16 protein-coding genes are annotated in these 18,182 nt (G+C 68.1%); 7 read left to right on the top strand and 9 right to left on the bottom strand.

What is annotated here, in order from left to right:
- Nucleotides 1-11: 11 nt before the first annotated feature.
- Nucleotides 12-800 carry an SAM-dependent methyltransferase gene (locus EV192_RS34790; RefSeq protein ID WP_132122832.1) on the top strand — a complete coding sequence of 263 codons (789 nt, stop codon included), beginning with the start codon at nt 12-14 and terminating at the stop codon, nt 798-800.
- On the opposite strand, the gene EV192_RS34785 is transcribed toward EV192_RS34790, so the two are convergent.
- Complete coding sequence (locus tag EV192_RS34785; protein WP_165960776.1) at nt 797-1,405, bottom strand: TetR/AcrR family transcriptional regulator; 609 nt, start codon at nt 1,403-1,405, stop codon at nt 797-799. The two genes, EV192_RS34790 and EV192_RS34785, sit on opposite strands and share 4 nt — an antisense overlap.
- 64 nt (nt 1,406-1,469) lie before the next feature.
- Between EV192_RS34785 and EV192_RS34780 the strand changes: the two genes are divergently transcribed.
- A complete protein-coding gene (locus EV192_RS34780; RefSeq protein ID WP_132122830.1) occupies nt 1,470-3,620 on the top strand; it encodes a M64 family metallopeptidase in 2,151 nt (716 codons plus the stop codon).
- On the opposite strand, the gene EV192_RS34775 is transcribed toward EV192_RS34780, so the two are convergent.
- From EV192_RS34775 to EV192_RS34755, 5 genes are all read right to left on the bottom strand, one after another.
- Complete coding sequence (locus tag EV192_RS34775; RefSeq protein WP_132122829.1) at nt 3,522-3,953, bottom strand: aminotransferase-like domain-containing protein; 432 nt, start codon at nt 3,951-3,953, stop codon at nt 3,522-3,524. The two genes, EV192_RS34780 and EV192_RS34775, sit on opposite strands and share 99 nt — an antisense overlap.
- A 114-nt stretch (nt 3,954-4,067) precedes the next feature.
- Complete coding sequence (locus EV192_RS34770) at nt 4,068-4,943, bottom strand: LysR family transcriptional regulator (protein WP_132122828.1); 876 nt, start codon at nt 4,941-4,943, stop codon at nt 4,068-4,070.
- Nucleotides 4,944-5,009: 66 nt separating this feature from the next.
- Nucleotides 5,010-6,734, bottom strand: a complete 1,725-nt coding sequence (locus EV192_RS34765; RefSeq protein WP_132122827.1) for a glycosyl hydrolase family 18 protein — start codon at nt 6,732-6,734, stop codon at nt 5,010-5,012.
- A 193-nt stretch (nt 6,735-6,927) separates the two neighbouring features.
- Nucleotides 6,928-7,977 carry a tartrate dehydrogenase gene (locus tag EV192_RS34760; RefSeq protein WP_132122826.1) on the bottom strand — a complete coding sequence of 350 codons (1,050 nt, stop codon included), beginning with the start codon at nt 7,975-7,977 and terminating at the stop codon, nt 6,928-6,930.
- A 59-nt stretch (nt 7,978-8,036) separates the two neighbouring features.
- The gene (locus EV192_RS34755; RefSeq protein ID WP_132122825.1) at nt 8,037-8,885 is read right to left on the bottom strand and encodes an AraC family transcriptional regulator; all 849 of its coding nucleotides are present in this window, start codon (nt 8,883-8,885) and stop codon (nt 8,037-8,039) included.
- Between the two features lie 64 nt (nt 8,886-8,949).
- On the opposite strand from EV192_RS34755, the gene EV192_RS34750 reads away from it, so the two are divergent.
- Nucleotides 8,950-9,636 (top strand): alpha/beta hydrolase, encoded by a 687-nt coding sequence (locus EV192_RS34750; RefSeq protein WP_132122824.1) that lies wholly within the window; start codon nt 8,950-8,952, stop codon nt 9,634-9,636.
- A gap of 363 nt (nt 9,637-9,999) precedes the next feature.
- On the opposite strand, the gene EV192_RS34740 is transcribed toward EV192_RS34750, so the two are convergent.
- Genes EV192_RS34740 through EV192_RS34730 form a run of 3 tightly spaced genes read right to left on the bottom strand, consistent with a single transcriptional unit; the run spans nt 10,000 to nt 11,712 of the window.
- Nucleotides 10,000-10,395: a type III secretion system chaperone family protein gene (locus EV192_RS34740; RefSeq protein WP_132122822.1), complete on the bottom strand. Its 396-nt coding sequence runs from the start codon at nt 10,393-10,395 to the stop codon at nt 10,000-10,002.
- A 37-nt stretch (nt 10,396-10,432) separates the two neighbouring features.
- The gene (locus EV192_RS34735) at nt 10,433-11,122 is read right to left on the bottom strand and encodes a fibronectin type III domain-containing protein (protein WP_243727260.1); all 690 of its coding nucleotides are present in this window, start codon (nt 11,120-11,122) and stop codon (nt 10,433-10,435) included.
- Entirely contained in the window at nt 11,119-11,712 is a 594-nt protein-coding gene (locus EV192_RS34730) for a hypothetical protein (protein WP_132122821.1), read from the bottom strand. Before EV192_RS34730 ends, EV192_RS34735 begins: the two co-directional genes overlap by 4 nt.
- 121 nt (nt 11,713-11,833) lie before the next feature.
- On the opposite strand from EV192_RS34730, the gene EV192_RS34725 reads away from it, so the two are divergent.
- The 4 genes from EV192_RS34725 (at nt 11,834) to EV192_RS34710 (ending at nt 18,179) form a co-directional block, all read left to right on the top strand.
- On the top strand, nt 11,834-12,823 hold the full coding sequence (locus EV192_RS34725) for a LacI family DNA-binding transcriptional regulator (RefSeq protein ID WP_243727259.1): 990 nt from the start codon (nt 11,834-11,836) through the stop codon (nt 12,821-12,823).
- 80 nt (nt 12,824-12,903) lie between these two features.
- On the top strand, nt 12,904-15,639 hold the full coding sequence (locus EV192_RS34720) for a glycoside hydrolase family 2 TIM barrel-domain containing protein (protein WP_132122820.1): 2,736 nt from the start codon (nt 12,904-12,906) through the stop codon (nt 15,637-15,639).
- A gap of 225 nt (nt 15,640-15,864) precedes the next feature.
- Nucleotides 15,865-17,022 (top strand): EfeM/EfeO family lipoprotein, encoded by a 1,158-nt coding sequence (locus EV192_RS56250; protein ID WP_132122819.1) that lies wholly within the window; start codon nt 15,865-15,867, stop codon nt 17,020-17,022.
- Complete coding sequence (locus EV192_RS34710) at nt 17,019-18,179, top strand: Dyp-type peroxidase (RefSeq protein ID WP_243727258.1); 1,161 nt, start codon at nt 17,019-17,021, stop codon at nt 18,177-18,179. The genes EV192_RS56250 and EV192_RS34710 overlap by 4 nt, the downstream gene beginning before the upstream one ends.
- Nucleotides 18,180-18,182 lie beyond the last annotated feature (3 nt).

Raw genomic sequence — 18,182 nt, 5'->3', positions numbered from 1 at the left:
CGGGGGCAGTTGTGACGGAATTGTCCGATGTGTCACGGACCGCGGTGGGGGTCGCCCGGCTGCGGGCGCTGGAGACCAACCGGCCGGACCGCCTGTTCGCCGACCCGTACGCGTCGGCGTTCGTGCCTGAGGGAACGCCGGACAACCGCGCCGGCACCTCGGTCTTCCGGCTGCACATCGTGATCCGCACCAGGTTCTACGACGACTATCTGCTCGCGGCGACCGCGGCCGGCTGTCGTCAGGTGGTACTGGTGGCCGCCGGCCTGGACACCCGCGCGTTCCGGTTGAGCTGGCCGGCCGGCCTGCGACTGTACGAACTGGACCTGCCGGCCCTCTTGGCGTACAAGGAAAAAGTGCTGACCGCCGAAGGGGCGACACCTTCGGTCGCGCGGACCGTGGTCCCCGTCGACCTGCGTGAGGACTGGCCCGGTGCACTGCGTGCGGCGGGATTCGACCCGACTGTGCCGACCGCGTGGCTGGTCGAAGGTCTGCTGGTCTACCTCACCGCCGAGGACGCCGCGAAACTCCTGACGTCGGTGACCGACCTGTCCGCCCCGGGCAGCCAGGTGGCCTGTGAACACCGGGACGCGGACGGCCAGCACTCCCCCGGCCGGATGGCCAAGGCCACGCCGGACCTGGCGCCGCTCACCGCGATGTGGAAAGGCGGCATCCCCACTTTCGACTGGCTGGCCGGGCACGGCTGGAAAGTGGAAAGCCACAACGGAAACACCCTGGCGGCCGGCTACGGCCGGGACACCGACGGCCCGACCGGCAACTTCGTTATCGGCACCCGCGCCTAAGGACCGGGAATGGTGGTCACGGCGTTCGCGGCCAGGCTGGTGGCCAGCCAGTCCAGTGTCGCTTCGGTTCGGGTGTCGTCCCGGTCCACCAGCCAGTTCAGCAACACGCCGTCCACTGTGGAGATCAAGGCCCGGCCGAGCACGGCGGCCGGGGTCTGCCAGTGGGTTCCGTTCGCCTCGGCCACTTCGGCCAGGAAACGTTCCGCCAACAGTCCTAATCGGCCTTGGTGCCGGCGGGCGATCCGCTCCGCCGCCGGCCGGCGTAACCCGTAGGCCATCAGTTCGAAGACCACCTTGTGCCGGGCGGGTTCGGCCCGGTAGTTGGCCCACATCCGGTGCAGTGCGTCCCGGATGGACTTCTCAGGCGTTCCCCTGGACTTCAGGGCGACCGCGGCGACCGAGGTGGCCTCCTCGAAGACCACCACCATCAGACTGTCGATCAACTCGTCCACCGAGTGGAAACAGTAGTGGACCACCGCCGCCGGGAGCTTGGCCTCGTTGGCTATCCGCCTGGTGCTGGCGGCAGCCACGCCTTCCCGGGCGACCACGCGGAACGCGGCAGCGACCAGCTGCTGCCTGCGTTGTTCGGCCGGCACGTGCGCCACCGCAGGAGCATAAGCTACTTTCGGCTCTGCACAACGGCATCGTGCGAAACATAGCGTCCCGGCCATGTGGAGACGCGCACTGGTGACGGCCGTGGTGGCGGTGGTCCCTTTCCTGACAGCGATTCCGCCGGCACAGGCGGCGACCGGGACCGTGGTGCCGGTCCGGATCACCGGCGACCCGGCCAAACGCTTCAACATCGTGATCGTGGGTGACGGCTACACCGCGGCCGACATGCCCAAGTTCCGGCAACACGTCGACAAGCACATGAACGTCCTGCTGAGCCTGGAACCGTTCAAGTCCTACCGTGGCTACCTCAACATCTACGCCGTCGAGGTGCCGTCCGCGGTGTCCGGGATCAGCTGTGACCCGAACCTGACGTCACCGCGCCGGGACACACCGCTCCACATGGGATTCTGGGGCGGCTGTGACCCGCAGAGCGTGCAACGGTTACTGACCGTCGATGACACCGCTCTCACGCAGTACGCGAACCTGGTGCCGGGCACGAACTCAAGCAACCGGCAACTTCTCGCCATCGGCAACAGCGACACGTACGGCGGCGCGGGCGGGACGTACGCGACGGCGTCCGGCGGCAACGCACTGTCAGCGTTGATCACTCCGCATGAGCTCGGCCATTCGTTGGGTGGCCTGCAGGACGAGTACGACTACCTGACACGAGGTGTGCGTGGCGGCGCGTACACCGGCGGCGAGCCGTCGTCGGTGCATCACACCGTGCTGACCGAGCAGCAGATGAAGGACCAGCACCAGAAGTGGTGGCGGTGGCTGGGCGAGCCGAGCCTGTCCGGTGGCACGATCGGCCGGTATGAGAGCGGCATGTACGACAGCACCGGCGTGTGGCGGCCGAGCAAACACTCGATGATGAAGACCCTCGGTTACTACTTCGACCAGATCAGCCGGGAACGGATGACCCAGCGGCTGTCCGGCAAGACGACCATCCTGCAGGACGGGACGCCGAACACCGCGTCGGTCGGCGCCGACCGGGTGGTGTGGGTCGAGGCGCTGCACCCGTCGAATCACACACTGGACGTCACCTGGAAACTTGACGGCAATGTGCTCGCCACCAACGGCAGCCGAAGCGTCGACCTGGCCGCGTTGCAGGTTTCCGCCGGCCGGCACACGTTGACCGCGACCGTGGTCGACCCCACGGACTTCGTCCGTGACCCCGCGGTCCGCAACTCCTCGGCGCTGACCCGGACACGCACCTGGACCGTCGACACGACGATCACGACGCCTCGCCCGCCGACGACGGCCGACTTCGTCTCGTCGACCCCGACGGACCGCCCGGTCAGCGGCCACGACGTGGTGTACGCCGAGCCGACCCGGCCGGTGGACAAGGTCGTCCCGGTGTCGTGGGCGATCGACGGCCGGCCGGTGGCCGCCCCCGGCAACGACCGGGACCTGCCGCTGGACGCCTTCCATCTCAGCGGAACCCACACGCTCACCGCGTCCGTGCCGGGTCACACGCTCACCTGGCGGATCGACGCCACCGACCCGGTGCCGAACTACGAACTGTCCACTCCGATCTCGAAGGTCGTCAAGCCCGGCCAGCCGCCGGAGTACGTGTACAACAGCCCGTTCACCATGAAGCTCAGCGCGACCGACGACACCGCCGGGTACGACATCAACGAGTTCCAGACCGACGGCGACGGCTGGTTCAACTACTTCGGCTGGCCGACCGACGCGAACAGCCCGTGGCAGTTCACCGCGAACGGCACCAACATCGACAATCTCGTCTACGGCAAGCTCGGCGAGCCCCGACTGTCCCCTTGGGACACTCCGGCACCCGCCTTCGGCACGCACACCATCGACTACCGGGCCAAGGACCCGACCGGGAACATCAGCGCGGCCGGCACGTTCAAGGTGACGCTGCTGCGGCCGCCGCCCGCGTGCACGACCACGATCACCGGCCGGCACAACGGACCGATCGTCGCGCTCAGCGGTGTGACGTGTCTGTCCAATGCGGACGTCAACGGGCCGGTCGCGGTCCTGCCCGGCGCGTCGCTCGTGGCGACGAAGGCCAAGATCAACGGGCCGATCAGCGCCTACCGGGCCACCGCGGTCCAACTGTTGAGCAGCACGGTCAACGGTCCGGTGGCGCTAACCGACACCACGGACAGCCTGGTCGTGGCCGGCGGGAAGATCAACGGGCCCACCGCTTTCACAGGTCATCCGGCCGAGTACTTCACCGAGCACTGACAGGGCTTTGCGCAACAAGCTGTCCGGTAGGTGGACGTAACCGAGCAGCAGTGCCTGCGGCACGAGCTCAGGCGCGAAGTAGTACGGGGCAAGCGTTTCCGTACGGACTCCGCGCCTGAGCAGTGCCGACGCCACGTCCGTGGCCGGCCCCGCGGTCGGCACCGCGAACGTTGTGTCCACTGTGGAGAACGCCGGTTCGACGATGGCCCGCTTCCGGGCACGCAACTGGCGTAGCCTGTGCATCAGCCGGATCGCGCCGCCGTTGGCCATCAGGTGGGCCGCCGCGAGTTGCATGATGTGCGACGGCCGGTCCAGGTGGCCGATCCGACCCACCGCCGTTGCTCGGCGGACATGATCCGGCCGGTCACGGTGTGCCCGTCCGGGCTGACCACGACGGCGCCACAAGAACGGACGGAAGTGCCCAGCCGAACCGCGGGATGTGGTTCGTCACGTGCCCCGCAGGACCTGCCGTGCCCGATCGACCAGGGCTCGGCCGGCCGGGCTGCCCGGGGCGGCACCGCGCCACACCAGCGCGAGCGTCCCGCGCAGCCCGGCCAGGGAGATCCCGTGCAGCTCGGGGCGGCTGCCGACCAACGACTCGGGCAGGATCGCCATCCCCAACCCGCGCCGCGCCAGTTCGGCGAGCATCGGCGGCGTGCCGGCCTCGAACGCCACATGTGGCCGGAAACCGGCCTGGGCACAGGCTTTCTCCAGGCTCGACCGGACGCCGGTGCCCAGCGGCAGGCAGATCAGGAGCCGGTCCCGCAGGGCGTCGATCGAGAGACTTGCCGTGCGTGCCAACGGATCCGAGTGAGCGACGGCGGCGACGATGGGCTCGTCGACGAGGACGTGCACGCCCAGTCCCTCGGGCGCGTCCCCGGCGTAGCCGATGATCGCCGCGTCCAGCCGCCCGGCGAGCACGTCCCGGACCAACACGTCGGAGTTCGCCTCGGACAACGTGATCTCCACCGCCGGGTGATCGTCGTGGAACCCGGCGAGCAGCCCTGGAATGTCGAAGGCGTGCGACGTGATCATGCCGAGCGCCACGTGCCCGCGAACCAACCCGGCCAGCTCGTCGACGGCCAGCCGCGCACCCTCGACGGCGGCCAGCGCGGCACGTGCGAACGGCAGCACGGCCGCGCCCACCTCGGTCACCTGAACCGACCGGCCGCCCCGGTCGAGCAACTCGTGCCCGAGTTCCCGTTCCAGCTGCCGGATCTGCGCGCTCACCCCGGGCTGCGCCACGTGCATCCGGGCCGCCGCCCTGGTGAAGTTGGCCTCGTCGACCACGGCCACGAAGTACGCCAGCTGCCTCAGTTCCACGCTGGGTGATCCTAAAGAACACCGGTACCGGCGGCTCGCCGGTACCGGTGTTCGGACCGCCCGGTGTCAGCTCTTCAGCCAGAGAGCCGGAACGTTGGGCGGTTCCCAGCCCACCATCGAGGTGTGGCCTTGCCGGCAGGTGTAGGTGCTGCCGTTGAAGGTCACCTTTTGCCCGGTGGTGTAGGCGGTGTTGGGCGCCCACGCGGGGACGCCTGGAGGCGGCGTCGACGAGCTCGTAGGTGGTGTGGTCGAGCTGGTCGGCGGAGTGGTCGAACTCGTCGGCGGGGTCGTCGAGCTCGTGGGTGGTGTGGTCGAGCTCGACGGCGGTGGCGTCGAACAGTTCGGCGTCGACGAGTTGAGGCCGTTGACGACCGCGTTGAACAATGTGGACGCCGGGTCGAGGTCGTACAGCGAGAACATCATCGCGCCGCCGAGGCCGGTGCAGTGGATGTAGTCCGTGCGGGCCTTGATCGACTGCGGCGACGCGCCGGTGTAGAAGTTGTTCCCGTCGTAGAACCAGGACGACTGTCTGGTCGCGTCGTAGAACGTCATGGCCGGGTTGTTCACGACCCCGGACAGTTCCTTGTACATCGCGACACCCGGCACGTTGCCGCTCAGGGTCTTCCCGGCCGACGGCCCGGAAGCCGTCGAGTACAGACCGTGGTTCGAGCCGGCCGTGACGCCGGTCCAGCCCCGGTAGTAGAACGGGATGCCCATGGTCAGCTTGTTCGCCGGGAACCCGCCGGTGATGCCGTACGCGCTGTTGCCGTTGATGTAGTCCTTGATGATCGAGTCGGCGTTGTACTTCTCGGTCCCCGGGGTGATCACGTTCGACGGGTCGTTCGCCGACGGGAACACCGGGTCCTGGAAGTTCGTCGGCCCGGTCGCGTCCCACGCGCCGTGCATGTCGTAAGTCATCACGTTGCCGAAGTCCAGGATCTTGCCGATCTTGTCGGTCTGGATCTTCGCCACCTTGTCCTGACCGCCCGGCAGCGCGGCGGACAGCGTGTAGTGCTTGCCGCCCAACGCGTCCAGCTCGGTCCGGAACTCCGCCAGCAGAGCGGTGAAGTTCGCCGTGTCATTGGCGTTGAAGTGGTTGCCCAGGTGACCGGTGTTGACGGCCGGGTACTCCCAGTCGATGTCGAAGCCGTCGAAGATGTTCGCCGCGGTCCCCGGGCCGCCGAAGCCGCCGGACGCCGGGATGTTCCCCTTGATGAACATGTCGATGCAGGAGCCGACGAACTTCTTGCGGGACGCGTCAGTGGCCGCGGCGTCGGAGAAGTACTTCGAGTAGGTCCAGCCGCCCAGGGAGAGCAGCACCTTGAGGTTCGGGTGGCGGGCCTTGAGTTCCTGCAACTGGTGGAAGTTGCCGGCGATCGGCTGGTTGAACACGTCGCCGGTGCCGTCGACGCTGATGTCCGCGCCGAACGACTTCTGGTAGTCGGCGAACTGGTCCTCCGCGCCGTCACCGGCGTTGGGGTTGTTCTCGCCGCCGGGGTCGGGATCGGTCGCCTTGGTGGCCTCGAAGCAGGTGAGCGAGCTGGGGTTGATGTTCTCGAAGTCGTAGAGCAGGACGTCGAGGTTGTTGGCGATCGAGTCGACGTTCTTCAGGTAGTAGGCGTTCTGGTAGATGCTCCATTGGTCGTAGTAGGCGATTCGCACGCCGCCGGACGTCGCGGCGGCGGCGGTGGGCGCGACACCGGCCGGGGCTGCGACGGCCAGTCCGCCGACGACCGCCGCGGCGGCGGCCGCGGCGAAGATCGCTGTCCTTCTGGATACTTTGGGTTGCATCGTGCTCTCCTCGCGCTGGCGGTCCGCCCACCTCCGATTCGCGCCACTGCGAAGGAGGGCGTACCCGGCATTCGGTCACGAGCGGGTCCGAGACCCGTTCATGAAATGTGCGCGGACGACCCGCCCGGTGTCAATACTTTGGACTAGACCAATCCGGACAAGTGCCGGTTCTCGGGTGTTCTGTCCGGTTTTTTCACCCCAGTACGTCCAGGAACGCCTTGACGAACTCGTCCGTCATCGCCGTGCCGCCCAGATCCCTTGTGCGCAACGAGGTCTTCGCGAAGATCGTCGCGATGGCGTCCTCCACGTCGGCCGCCGCCTCGACGTACCCCAGGTGGTTCAGCATGATCGCGGCCGTCCAGATCGCGCCGACCGGGTTGGCGGCGCCCAGCCCCGCGATGTCCGGCGCGGAGCCGTGCACCGGCTCGAACATCGACGGGAACTCCCGCTCGGGGTTGAGGTTCGCGGCCGGCGCGATCCCGATGCTGCCGGCCACCGCGGCCGCAAGGTCCGAAAGTATGTCGCCGAACAGGTTCGACGCGACGATCACGTCGAACCGCCCAGGATCGAGCACCAGCTTCGCGCACAACGCGTCGATGTGCTCCTGGTCCCAGGTCACGTCCGGATACGCGGGCGCGCACTCGGCCACCAGCTCGTCCCAGAACGGCAACGTGTGCACGATCCCGTTCGACTTGGTCGCCGACGTCACGTGGCCGCGCCGGGTCCGCGCCAACGTGAAGGCGTAGTCCACCACCCGGGTGACCCCGGTCCGGGTGAACACCGCCTCCTGCACGGCCATCTCCTCCGGGAAGCCACGGTTCATCCGGCCGCCGATCTCGCTGTACTCGCCTTCCACGTTCTCCCGGACCACCACCAGGTCGACCGTCCCGGACTTGAGCGGGCCCTGCACGCCGGGGAACAGCCGGATCGGCCGCAGGTTGACGTACTGCCGGAAGCCGCGGCGGATCGGGATCAGCAGGCCCCACAGGGACACGTGGTCGGCGACGGCCGGATCACCCACCGCGCCAAGGAAGATCGCGTCGTGGTGCCGGATCCGTTCCAGCCCATCGGCGGGCATCATCGCGCCTTCGGTGAGGTAGCGCGCGCAGGACCAGTCGTACGTGTCGTACTCGAAACGAACGCCGTGCCGTCGACCGATCGCGTCCAGGACCGCGCACGCCGCGGGAGTCACCTCGTTGCCGATCCCGTCGCCAGGGATGAGAGCAATACGATGAGTATCCATGGGTCGATACCACCAGTAACGGACGACCAGATCGTTGGTCATATCGGGTGGTAAAACGGTCACCCTGTCCTTCGCCATGAGCGCGGCGACTTGCCGTAGGCGCGAGTGAACGCACGGCTGAAGGCGGCTTCGGAGGCGTACCCGACCCGCTCGGCGACCCGCCCCACCGGCTCGGTGGTGGACAGCAGCAGGTGCGCGGCCCGTTCCAGCCGCTGCCGGTGCACGTAGGCCGCCGGCGGCTGGCCGAGCAACGTCGCGAACCTGGTCGCGAACGCCGACCGGGACAGGGTGGCGAGGCGGGCGAGTTCGGTGACCGACCAGTCGCGTCCCGGCGCCTGGTGGATCGCGGACAGCACCGGCCCGAGCCGCGGGTCCATCGCGGCGGTCAGCCAGCCGGGACTGGCGTGCCGGTTGTCCGCCGCCCACGCCCGTAGCGCGTGGATGAACAGCAGGTCCAGGACCCTGGACAGCATCACCCGCGAACCGGGCCGCGGGGTGACCAGCTCGACCAGGATCAGGTCGAGCGACACCGACAACCAGGCTGTGTCCGCGCGGATCACGACCACCGGCGGCAGGACGCCGAGCAGCGGGTCGGCCACCAGGTTGTCCACCACGAACTGGCCGGTCACCCACTGCGCCGTCGGGACCGCGCGGATGGTGTGCGCGTCACCGCGCGCGAGGAGCGCCAAGTCGCCGACACCCAGGTCGACGACCACGCCACCCGGACACTCGACACGGGCGCTGCCGGTCTCGACGATATGCAGCAGTCGGGTACCGGACGGGTGATTCACGTGGTCGGCGAACACCCGTTCCATGGCTCCGCCGTGCAGGTGGACAGCCTGCAGAACGTCGGACAGCGCGTCCCCGTCATGTGGTGAAACGGCAAAGTTCAGCGTCGTTTCGGCCATAGTTTTTGCCCCATCCTCCACGTAGCTTGGTGGTCAGTATCCCAAACCAAGGAGGATCCCGGTCATGGCAACCGTGCTGTTCGTTCACGGCTTCTGGGGCGGCGCCGCCCACTGGGCCAAGGTCATCGTCGAACTGGACAGGCGCGGCCACCGGTCGCAGCGCGCGGTGGAGAACCCACTCACCTCGCTCGCCGACGACGCGGCCCGGACCCAGCAGATGATCAACCAGGTCGACGGCCCGGTCCTGCTGGTCGGCCACTCCTACGGCGGCGCGGTCATCACCGAGGCCGGCAACCTGCCCAACGTCGCCGGCCTGGTGTACATCGCCGCCTTCGCGCCGGACACCGGCGAAAGCCTGGCCACGATCGGCGAGGCGTACCCGGCGCCGGGTGGCGCGAACGTCGCCCCGGACTCCGACGGCCACCTGTGGATCGCGCCGGACAAGTTCCACGAGAGCTTCTGCCAGGACCTCCCGGCCGACGAGGCCCTGGTCATGGCGGTGACCCAGAAAGCACCCCTCGGCGCGGCGTTCGTCGCCCCGGTGACCGAACCCGCGTGGAAGCACAAGCCGTCGTGGTACCAGGTGTCGACCGAGGACCGCATGATCCACCCGGACAACCAGCGCCGGATGGCGGCTCGGATGGCCGCGCGGAAGACCATCGAGGTCGCGTCGGGCCACGCTTCTCTGGCGTCTCAACCGGTCGCGGTCGCTGATTTGATCGAATCGGCTCTGCGGGCCGTCGAGGGGTGATTGTCGCCGGGCGTTAGGTGCCCACCACGGTTCGGTTTGACATGGGGACCCCCACGGTGGGTGCAAGCCGACTACGCCGGCAGGCCAAGGGTTCCTCGTCTTGTCCCCCACCGGTCTGTCGCTGGGATGTCTTTGGGCCTGCCGCCATAGCCAGCTTTAAACCCACCGTGCCCCATGTAAAACCGAACCTTCGCTCACCAACCAACTCCCGCTCACCAACAAGCATCCGCTCAGCAACCAGCCCCCCAACTAGCCCTCGCTCACCAACTAGCCCCGCTTGGCGCTCCGCGCTTGGCCTCCGCCTGTCGCTTGCCTCGGTGGTCGACTGCCGCTCTCAGTGTCCTGTGTGGATGCTTTGCTTTGTCAGTAGTTGTCGCCGCCCCAGAATTCGGCTTCGAGGTTGTCCGCGGCGCCGGCTATCAGGGCTAGTGGGTCGGTGAATTCGTTGATGTCCAGGTTTTCCAGGGGCAGCGCGTGGCGGAGCACTACGTGGTCTCCCATGATGGCCGCGCCGCAGGCGATCGTGGTGTGGCCGATCGACTCTAGGAGTAGGTGCAGGTTCACGTCCTTGGCCAGGCCGATGGGGGTGAGGATCTGTACCCATTCGTACTTCCGGTCGAGCTCTTCGCGGGCGATGATCATCACTTGGGTGCGATCTTCGTCCTCCCACTCGAACTCGACCCGGATCTCGTCCTGCGTCTTGGCCACCACCCGGTACTCACCCTGGATGAACTCGACCAAATCTTCCCACGTCGCCATCTTGGGCCCTCCCTCGTTCCGCCCGCACCGCTGAACATTACCCGGATTGGCCGCCTGTGGTCTGGTGGGCGACGTTTGTGGGCGGGCCGTACCGGATCGGGCGAACCTGGTATGCGGCCTGTTTCTCCGATTCGAGGGTGGTGAGCCCGAAACTTGTCACATTCGGGTCAAGAACGGCCGCCACTCGGAAAAGGGTCTCACCGGGTGTGCGCACTTCGAGAAAGAAACCTTCCTCGTCGGTCGAGTTGTCGGTCCAGGTGAAGTGGATGCCGTTCGGGTTCACGATCGTCGGGGTCAACGCGGTCGGCGCCGAGCGTGGGTCACGTACGCCGGCGACGGCCGGTGGGCCGCCCGGGATCGTCGCCGGTCGGGCCCAGTCGCCGTTGTCCGATGTGGACTGATCGACGTCGCCGGGCGGCAGGGTCACGTTGACGGGGGTGGACGCGGTGCCGTAGTAGGGTCGGATCCGGTAGTAGAACGGTGTTTGCGGGATCAGGTCGGGGTGGCGGTAGGTGGCCAGGTCCGGCGGCACGAACGCCAGGATGGTGTAGGGCGAGCCGGCTTCGTTGGTGTACTCAACGATCTGGCCGGCCGCCGCCGGGTCGGTCGGGCGCCACGTCAGGGTGATGTCGGTCGGCGCCGTCAGGGTGGCCGTCAGTTGGGGGCCCGTGGTGCCGGCCGAGCAGCCGGCCAGCACCACGAGCAGCCCGAACAGTGCGCGGATCACTTCTGCCAGAACCGGATCCCGCTCCACACGACCGTGATCGGCCCGGCGCCGCTGGCCGTCCGGTACGCCCCGAACTTGTCGTAGTACGAGTGGTTCGGCGAGGACGTCGTGTTCTTCAACGACCCGTTGATGTACGTGCGGTGGGTCGACCCGACCTGGTTGACGGTGTTGACCCGGACAGTGGTGCCGACGGTCGCGCCGGTGGCGATGGTCGCGCCGCCTTCGACCGAGTACAGCCGGCCGCCGCGTTCGACCGCGAGCAGGAAGAACGGCCCGCTCGCGCCGAACGTCTGCTTCAGGCTGATCCGGCTGCCGCCCATGCTGGTGATCCGGAACGAGCCCTCGAACTGGTGGGTGCCGGTCGAATAGGTGGTGTACCGGCGTTCCGCCCGCTGCTCGCCACTGCCCGACGAGCAGCTCAGCTTGAACGTGAGGTCGTCGACCGTGCCGCAGCCGACCTGCTGCACCTTGAAACTCGGCGACCACGGGGTCCAGCCGCCGCCCTCGACCTGCGCGTTCGCCGGTAGTGCCGGCAACAGGAGGCCGCCCGCCAAAGCGAGCGCGCCGACAACACGGATTCTTTTCGCCACAGCGATCCTCCGGTGCGGGTTACCAGAGGCGGCGGTGCGTCCAGGGTAGGTCGGGTGTTCGAAAGAGGGCAAGAGTTTTCCGGAAACAACGGCGAACGGGCACCGGTGCTACCGTCTTGACGTGCGAGACCGGCCGGCAACGAACAAACGGGTGACCATCCGTGACGTCGCCAAGTCGGCCGGTGTGTCGTACCAGACGGTGTCCCGAGCCCTCAACGACAAGGGTGAGATCGACGGGACCACCAAGCAACGCGTGCTGGACGCCGCGCGCGAGCTCGGATACCGGCCGAGCCGGTTCGCCCGTGGGCTGGTCCGGCAGGACAGCACGTCGATCGGGTTGGTCATCCCGGACCTGATGAACCCGTTCTTCACCGAGGTCGCCTCGGCCGCCCTGGTCGCGGCCCGCCGCCGGGACTGGCACGTGGTGGTCTACGACACCGCGGACGACCCCGCCCAGGAGCAGCGCACCCTGGCCGTGATCGGCTCCCAGGTGGACGCGATCGTCGGGTACCTCAGCCTGCCCGACGACGTGATCGACCGGCACACCACCGGCCTCCCGGTCGTCCACATCGGACGGTCCACCAGCGGTGCCCACACCACCGCCATCCACGTGGACGGCGAGGAGGGCATCCACGCGGCGGTCGCCCACTTCGCCAGAACGGGCCGGCACCGAATCGGCATGCTCGACCACGAAGACCGCCACGGCCCGAGCCTGCGCCGCACCTGGTTCCAGAACGCCATGACCAACCACGACCTCAAGGGCACGGTGGTCGCGGCCGGCCAGTCGATCGACGGCGGCCAACGGGCCATGGTCACCATCCTGGACACACAGCCCAAACTGGACGCCCTGCTCACCTACAACGACGTGATCGCCATCGGCGCCATGCGCACAGCCCGCCACCTGGGCCGCCGAATCCCCGAGGACCTGGCCGTGATCGGCTTCGACGGCCTGCACATCGGCACCATGGTCGAACCACCCCTCTCCAGCGTCTGGATCGACACCCAGAAACTCGGCACCACAGCTATCGACCAAGTGGAACACCTGCTCGCCGGCGAAGACCCCGAGCCGGTGACGATCCGCGCCAGCCTGCTGCTGCGCGGCTCGGCCTGACACCACTTGACTCCCGCAAGCCGAAGTCCGAGACTCGTCCGTGACCGTTCACGTGACCGTTCACGACAGCGAAGGTGGCCATGTCCTACCTCGACGATGTGTCCCCGGGACACGGCGCGTTGCCACCGCGGGCGGCGTTCACCTCGGACGCGCGTTCGCTGTGCCTGGACGGCGACTGGCAGTTCCACCTGTCCCCCAGCCCTGCCGACGCCCCCGCCGGGTTCGAGCTGGACAGCTTTGACGCGACCGACTGGCCGACTTTGCCCGTGCCGTCGAACTGGCAGATGCACGGCCACGGGCAACCCGCCTACACCAACCATCTTTACCCCTTTCCCGTCGATCCGCCGTACGTTCCGTCGGACAACCCCACCGGGGACTACCGCGTGGAGTTCTCGGTGCCCTGGGACGGGCCGACCGTTCTGCGGTTCGAGGGCATCGACTCGTGCGGCCGGGTCTGGCTCAACGGGGTTGAGTTGGGGGTCACGCGAGGTAGCCGGTTGCCGGTCGAGTTCGACGTGACCGGGGTGCTCAAGGCACGGAACCTGCTGGCGGTGCGGGTTCACCAGTGGTCGTCGGGCAGTTACCTGGAGGACCAGGACATGTGGTGGCTGTCCGGGATCTTCCGGTCGGTCACCGTGCTGGAACGGCCGGTCGGCGGTGTCCCGGACTTCTTTCTGCGCGCGTCCTACGACCACGTCGCCGGGACCGGCCGGGTCGAAGTCGAGACCGACGCGAACGCGGTGTTGTCCATCCCCGAGTTGGGCATCGACGCACCGGTGGGCCAGCCGATCGATGTCGGGTTGGTGGAGCCGTGGACCGCTGAGACACCAAGACTTTACGACGGCGTCCTCGCCACGGACACCGAACGGGTGCCTGTGCGCATCGGCTTCCGCACAGTGTCCATTGAGGACGGCCTGCTCAAGGTCAACGGCAGGCGGATTCTCCTCAAGGGTGTCAACCGGCACGAACACCACCCGGATCTGGGCCGCGCGGTGCCGTACGTCCTCGCGCGTGAGGACGTGCTGTTGATGAAGCGGCACAACATCAACGCCGTCCGGACCAGCCACTACCCGCCGGATCCGCGGTTCCTGGACCTGTGCGACGAGCTCGGGCTGTGGGTGGTCGACGAGTGCGACCTGGAGACCCACGGGTTCACCGAGGTCGGCTGGGAACGCAATCCCTCCGATGATCCACAGTGGACATCAGCGTATCTGGACCGGATGTCCCGAATGGTCGAACGGGACAAGAACCACCCCAGTGTCATCCTCTGGTCGTTGGGCAACGAGTCCCACACCGGTCGCAACCTCGCGGAGATGGCTTCGTGGACACGGCAACGCGACGACACGCGACCCGTGCACTACGAAGGCGACTACGACTGCGCGTACGTCGACGTCTACAGCCGGATGTACATGACCCACGCGGAGGTCGAAGAGATCGGCCAGGCCCAAGGGATGCCGTTCATCCTGTGCGAATACGCCCACGCGATGGGCAACGGGCCGGGCGGTCTGCTGGAGTACCGTGACCTGTTCGAGAAGTACCCAAGATGTCAGGGCGGGTTCGTCTGGGAGTGGATCGACCACGGCATCCGTCAGCAGGACGCGAACGGCCGGGAGTTCTTCGCGTACGGCGGCGACTTCGGCGAGCTGATCCACGACGGCAGTTTCGTCATCGACGGCCTGGTCTTCCCGGACCGAACGCCGTCACCCGGCCTCGTCGAGTACGCCAAGGTCATCGAGCCGGTCCGGATCGACGGCCGGCGGGTGACGAACCACTACGACTTCCGCACGCTGGCGCACCTCGACTTCGACTGGATCCTGGAGGAGGACGGCCAGGAGCGGGCCGCCGGCACACTCGACCTGCCCACTGTCCACCCAGGACAGAGCACCGACCTCCCCTTCCCCGAACTTCCGGCGACGGCCAAGGAGTCCTGGCTCACCATCCGAGCCCACACTCGAGAAGACACCCCGTGGGCGGCAAAAGGGCATGTGGTGGCGTGGGGCCAGGTCAACGTGACCCCACGACCGGCGACGACCACCCGGCCCGCGCGGCCCTTCGACCACACCCCGGGCACCCTGCTGGGCATCCCGGTCGAGGAACCCCGGCTGGACCTCTGGCGCGCCCCGACCGAGAACGACCGGCCCGAGAACGAACGCGCCTGGCGGGACGCCGGCCTGCACCGGCTCCAACACCGGGTCGTGTCCGACGAGACCACCGGGATGAGCCGGGTCGTCCGGACCCGGGTCGCCCCACCGGCACGGGCCCAGGGCATGGCGGTCACGTACACCTGGACAGCGAGTGACGCCGCCGTCCACCTCAACGTCACGATCGAGCCCGAGGGCGAGTGGCCGGTGCTGCCGCGGCTGGGCCTCCGGATGGCCCTCCCGGGCGGATACGACCAGGTGGAGTGGTTCGGCCTTGGTCCGAACGAGGCGTACGCCGACAGCCGGACCTCGGCCCGCGTCGGCCGGTTCCGCAAATCCGTCGACGACCTGCAAACCCCGTACGTTTTCCCCCAGGAGAACGGGAACCGCGCGGACACCCGCTGGCTGGAGCTCACCGACAACGGGACCGGCCTGCGAATCGAAGGCGCCTTCGACTTCACCGCGCGCCGCTGGACCACCGAAGATCTGGACAAAGCGGCACATACCCACGAACTGGAACCCGGCCACTGGATCCACCTCAATCTGGACATCGCGCAGAACGGCCTGGGCTCGGCGTCCTGTGGACCGGGCGTGCTCCCGAAATACCAGCTGCACGCGCGGAAGACCGCGATCGAACTGACGTTCAGGCAGGTGACCCCAGCACTGCCGGGGTGAACACCGACCAATGCACCACTGCGGATGAATTCGACACAGGTGCGCTCTTTGGGCAAACAGGGCACAATTCCCGGTGTTCGCGGTCCGGATTCTCCGGTTCGCGAACTGAGCGGTTGAAGACCTGGTGAATTCCCTGTTCTCCGACCTCCGGGGGCAGCGTTTTTCACTTTCCGCTCGCATAATTCGTCCCTGGTAGTCCGTTCGAGCGACAGGAGTGGGTGCGGGGTGCGTGCCCGTTGGGTGGTTGGCGGGGTTGCGGGTCTGGTTGTCGTCGCGGGCGCGGTCGTCCTGCTGTGGCCTGGTGCCGACGGGCCGACGGACCCCGAGATCGCGATCTCCCGGTCGACCTGCGGCACCGGCTGGACCGACCCGAAGCCGGGGCCGCAGACGTTCCGGCTGCGCAACGACGGGTCGGTGACCGCCGAGGTCGACCTGATCGACCCCGCGACGGGCGTGATCTACGGCGAGGTGGAGGGTCTCGGCGCCGGCACCACCCGGCCGCTCCAAGTCACGCTCGGTAACGGCGACTACGCCTTTCGGTGCCTGCCCGAGGACGCGTCCGCCCTCGTCGGTCCGACGTCGACCGTCAAAGGTGGCGCGGAGCGGTCGCCAGGTGTCGCGCCGGTGACCAAGAACGACCTCCTGGGGCCGTTGAAGGCGTACCACCAGCACATCACCGACGCCCTTGGCGGACTGATCAACGACACGACGGCGCTGAAAGACGTGGTGCACCGCGGCGACCGCGCGGCGAGCAAGGCGGCCTGGCTGACCGCGCACCTGGGCTACGAGCGGCTCGGCGCGGCCTACGACGCCTTCGGCGACCTGAACGGCTCGATCAACGGAACCACCGACGGCCTGCCGAAAGGCACCGCGGACGACGGCTTCACCGGGTTCCACCGCCTTGAGTACGGTCTCTGGCACGACGAGGACATGGGCGCTCTGGCCGCGGTCGCGGACCAGCTGGCTGTCGACGTCCAGAAGCTCAAGGACACGTTCGGCGACAGCCAGGTCGACCCGAACGACCTGGGCCTACGCGCGCACGAGATCGTCGAGAACGCCCTGCAGTTCGAACTGACCGCCCGCACCGACTACGGCAGCGGCACGAACCTGGCCACCGCGCGGGCCAACCTGGACGGCACCAAGGCCGTCCTGGACGTCCTGCGGCCGCTGCTGGAACCCCGCTACCCCGGCCTGCCCACAGTGGACAAATGGCTCGGCCGGACGGCGTCCGACCTGGACCGGACCCGCCGACCGGACGGCACGTGGACCCCGGTGGCCCACCTGGACCAGCACACCCGGCAGAAGATCAACGGAGACGTGAGCGAACTGACCGAGCAACTCGCCCCGATCGCGGCCATCGCGGAGCCGAGGAGGGTGTCGTGAGCACACGTCGTTCCTTCCTGCGCGGCGCGGTCGTCGGCGCCGGTCTGGCCGCCACCGCGGGCACAGTCACCGCAAGTGCCAGCGGAAACCCCCAGACCGTCCCGTTCCACGGCGCACGTCAGGCCGGCATCTTGCGTGAGTTGCCGCAGCAGAGCGTGGTGGCGTCGTTCGACGTGATCGCCGAGAACAAGGCCGAGTTGACGGACCTGATGAAGTCGATCACCGACCGCGCGCGGTTCCTGACCACCGGCGGCGCGCCCGCCACGCTCGGCATCACGGCCCCGCCCGCCGACTCCGGCGTGCTCGGACCGGTCGTCCCCACCAGCGACCTGTCGGTGGTCGTCGGCGTCGGCGCGTCCCTGTTCGACGACCGATATAGCCTGGCGGACCGGAAACCGGCCAAGCTCAAGCCGATGACCATGTTCCCCAACGACGCCCTCGACCCCACCCAGTGCCACGGCGACCTCAGCCTCATCCTGGCGGCGAGCGACACGGACACGGTCCTGCACGCCCTGCGCGACCTGGCGCGGGCGACCCGCGGCGGTATGCAGTTGCGTTGGAAGATCAACGGGTTCAGCTCGCCGCCCCGACCGGCGGGCACGCCGCGCAACCTGATGGGCTTCAAGGACGGCATCGCCAACCCCGAGGGCGCGGCCGTCGACCGTCTGGTGTGGACCGAAGACGGCGGCAGCTACCAGGTGATCCGGCTGATCCGGATGCTGGTGGAGTTCTGGGACCGGGTGTCCCTGGCCGAGCAGGAGAACATGTTCGGCCGCCGCCGCGACACCGGCGCCCCGCTCGACGGCGCCGACGAGAAGGACGTGCCGCGGTACGCCGAAGACCCGGTGGGCACGGTGATCCCGTTGACCAGCCACATCCGCCGGGCGAACCCGCGGACGCCGGAGACCGACGACAGCCGGATCCTGCGCCGCGCGGCCAACTACGACCGTGGCGTGGACACCAACGGGAACCTGGACATGGGCCTGATCTTCACCTGCTACCAGCGGGACCTCGAGCGGCAGTTCGAGGCGGTCCAGCAGCGGCTGGCGGACGAGCCGCTGGTCGACTACATCTCCCCCTATGGCGGCGGCTACTTCTACGCGCTGCCAGGCGTTACCGGTCCGCAGGACCACTACGGCCGGGCGTTGCTCGGATAATCC

It is taken from the genome of Actinocrispum wychmicini (genome assembly GCF_004345645.1).
Lineage (GTDB): Bacteria > Actinomycetota > Actinomycetes > Mycobacteriales > Pseudonocardiaceae > Kibdelosporangium > Kibdelosporangium wychmicini.
Note: the sequence above shows the minus strand (reverse complement) of the source record. Positions and strands in the feature narration are given on the sequence as shown.

Excerpts from the sequence above, each read along its gene's own strand:
- EV192_RS34720 (WP_132122820.1), top strand. The coding sequence starts at position 12,904 with ATGTCCTACCTCGACGATGTGTCCCCGGGACACGGCGCGTTGCCACCG.
- EV192_RS34750 (WP_132122824.1), top strand. The coding sequence starts at position 8,950 with ATGGCAACCGTGCTGTTCGTTCACGGCTTCTGGGGCGGCGCCGCCCAC.
- EV192_RS34755 (WP_132122825.1), bottom strand. The coding sequence starts at position 8,885 with ATGGCCGAAACGACGCTGAACTTTGCCGTTTCACCACATGACGGGGAC.
- EV192_RS34765 (WP_132122827.1), bottom strand. The coding sequence starts at position 6,734 with ATGCAACCCAAAGTATCCAGAAGGACAGCGATCTTCGCCGCGGCCGCC.
- EV192_RS34760 (WP_132122826.1), bottom strand. The coding sequence starts at position 7,977 with ATGGATACTCATCGTATTGCTCTCATCCCTGGCGACGGGATCGGCAAC.
- EV192_RS34740 (WP_132122822.1), bottom strand. The coding sequence starts at position 10,395 with ATGGCGACGTGGGAAGATTTGGTCGAGTTCATCCAGGGTGAGTACCGG.
- EV192_RS34780 (WP_132122830.1), top strand. The coding sequence starts at position 1,470 with ATGTGGAGACGCGCACTGGTGACGGCCGTGGTGGCGGTGGTCCCTTTC.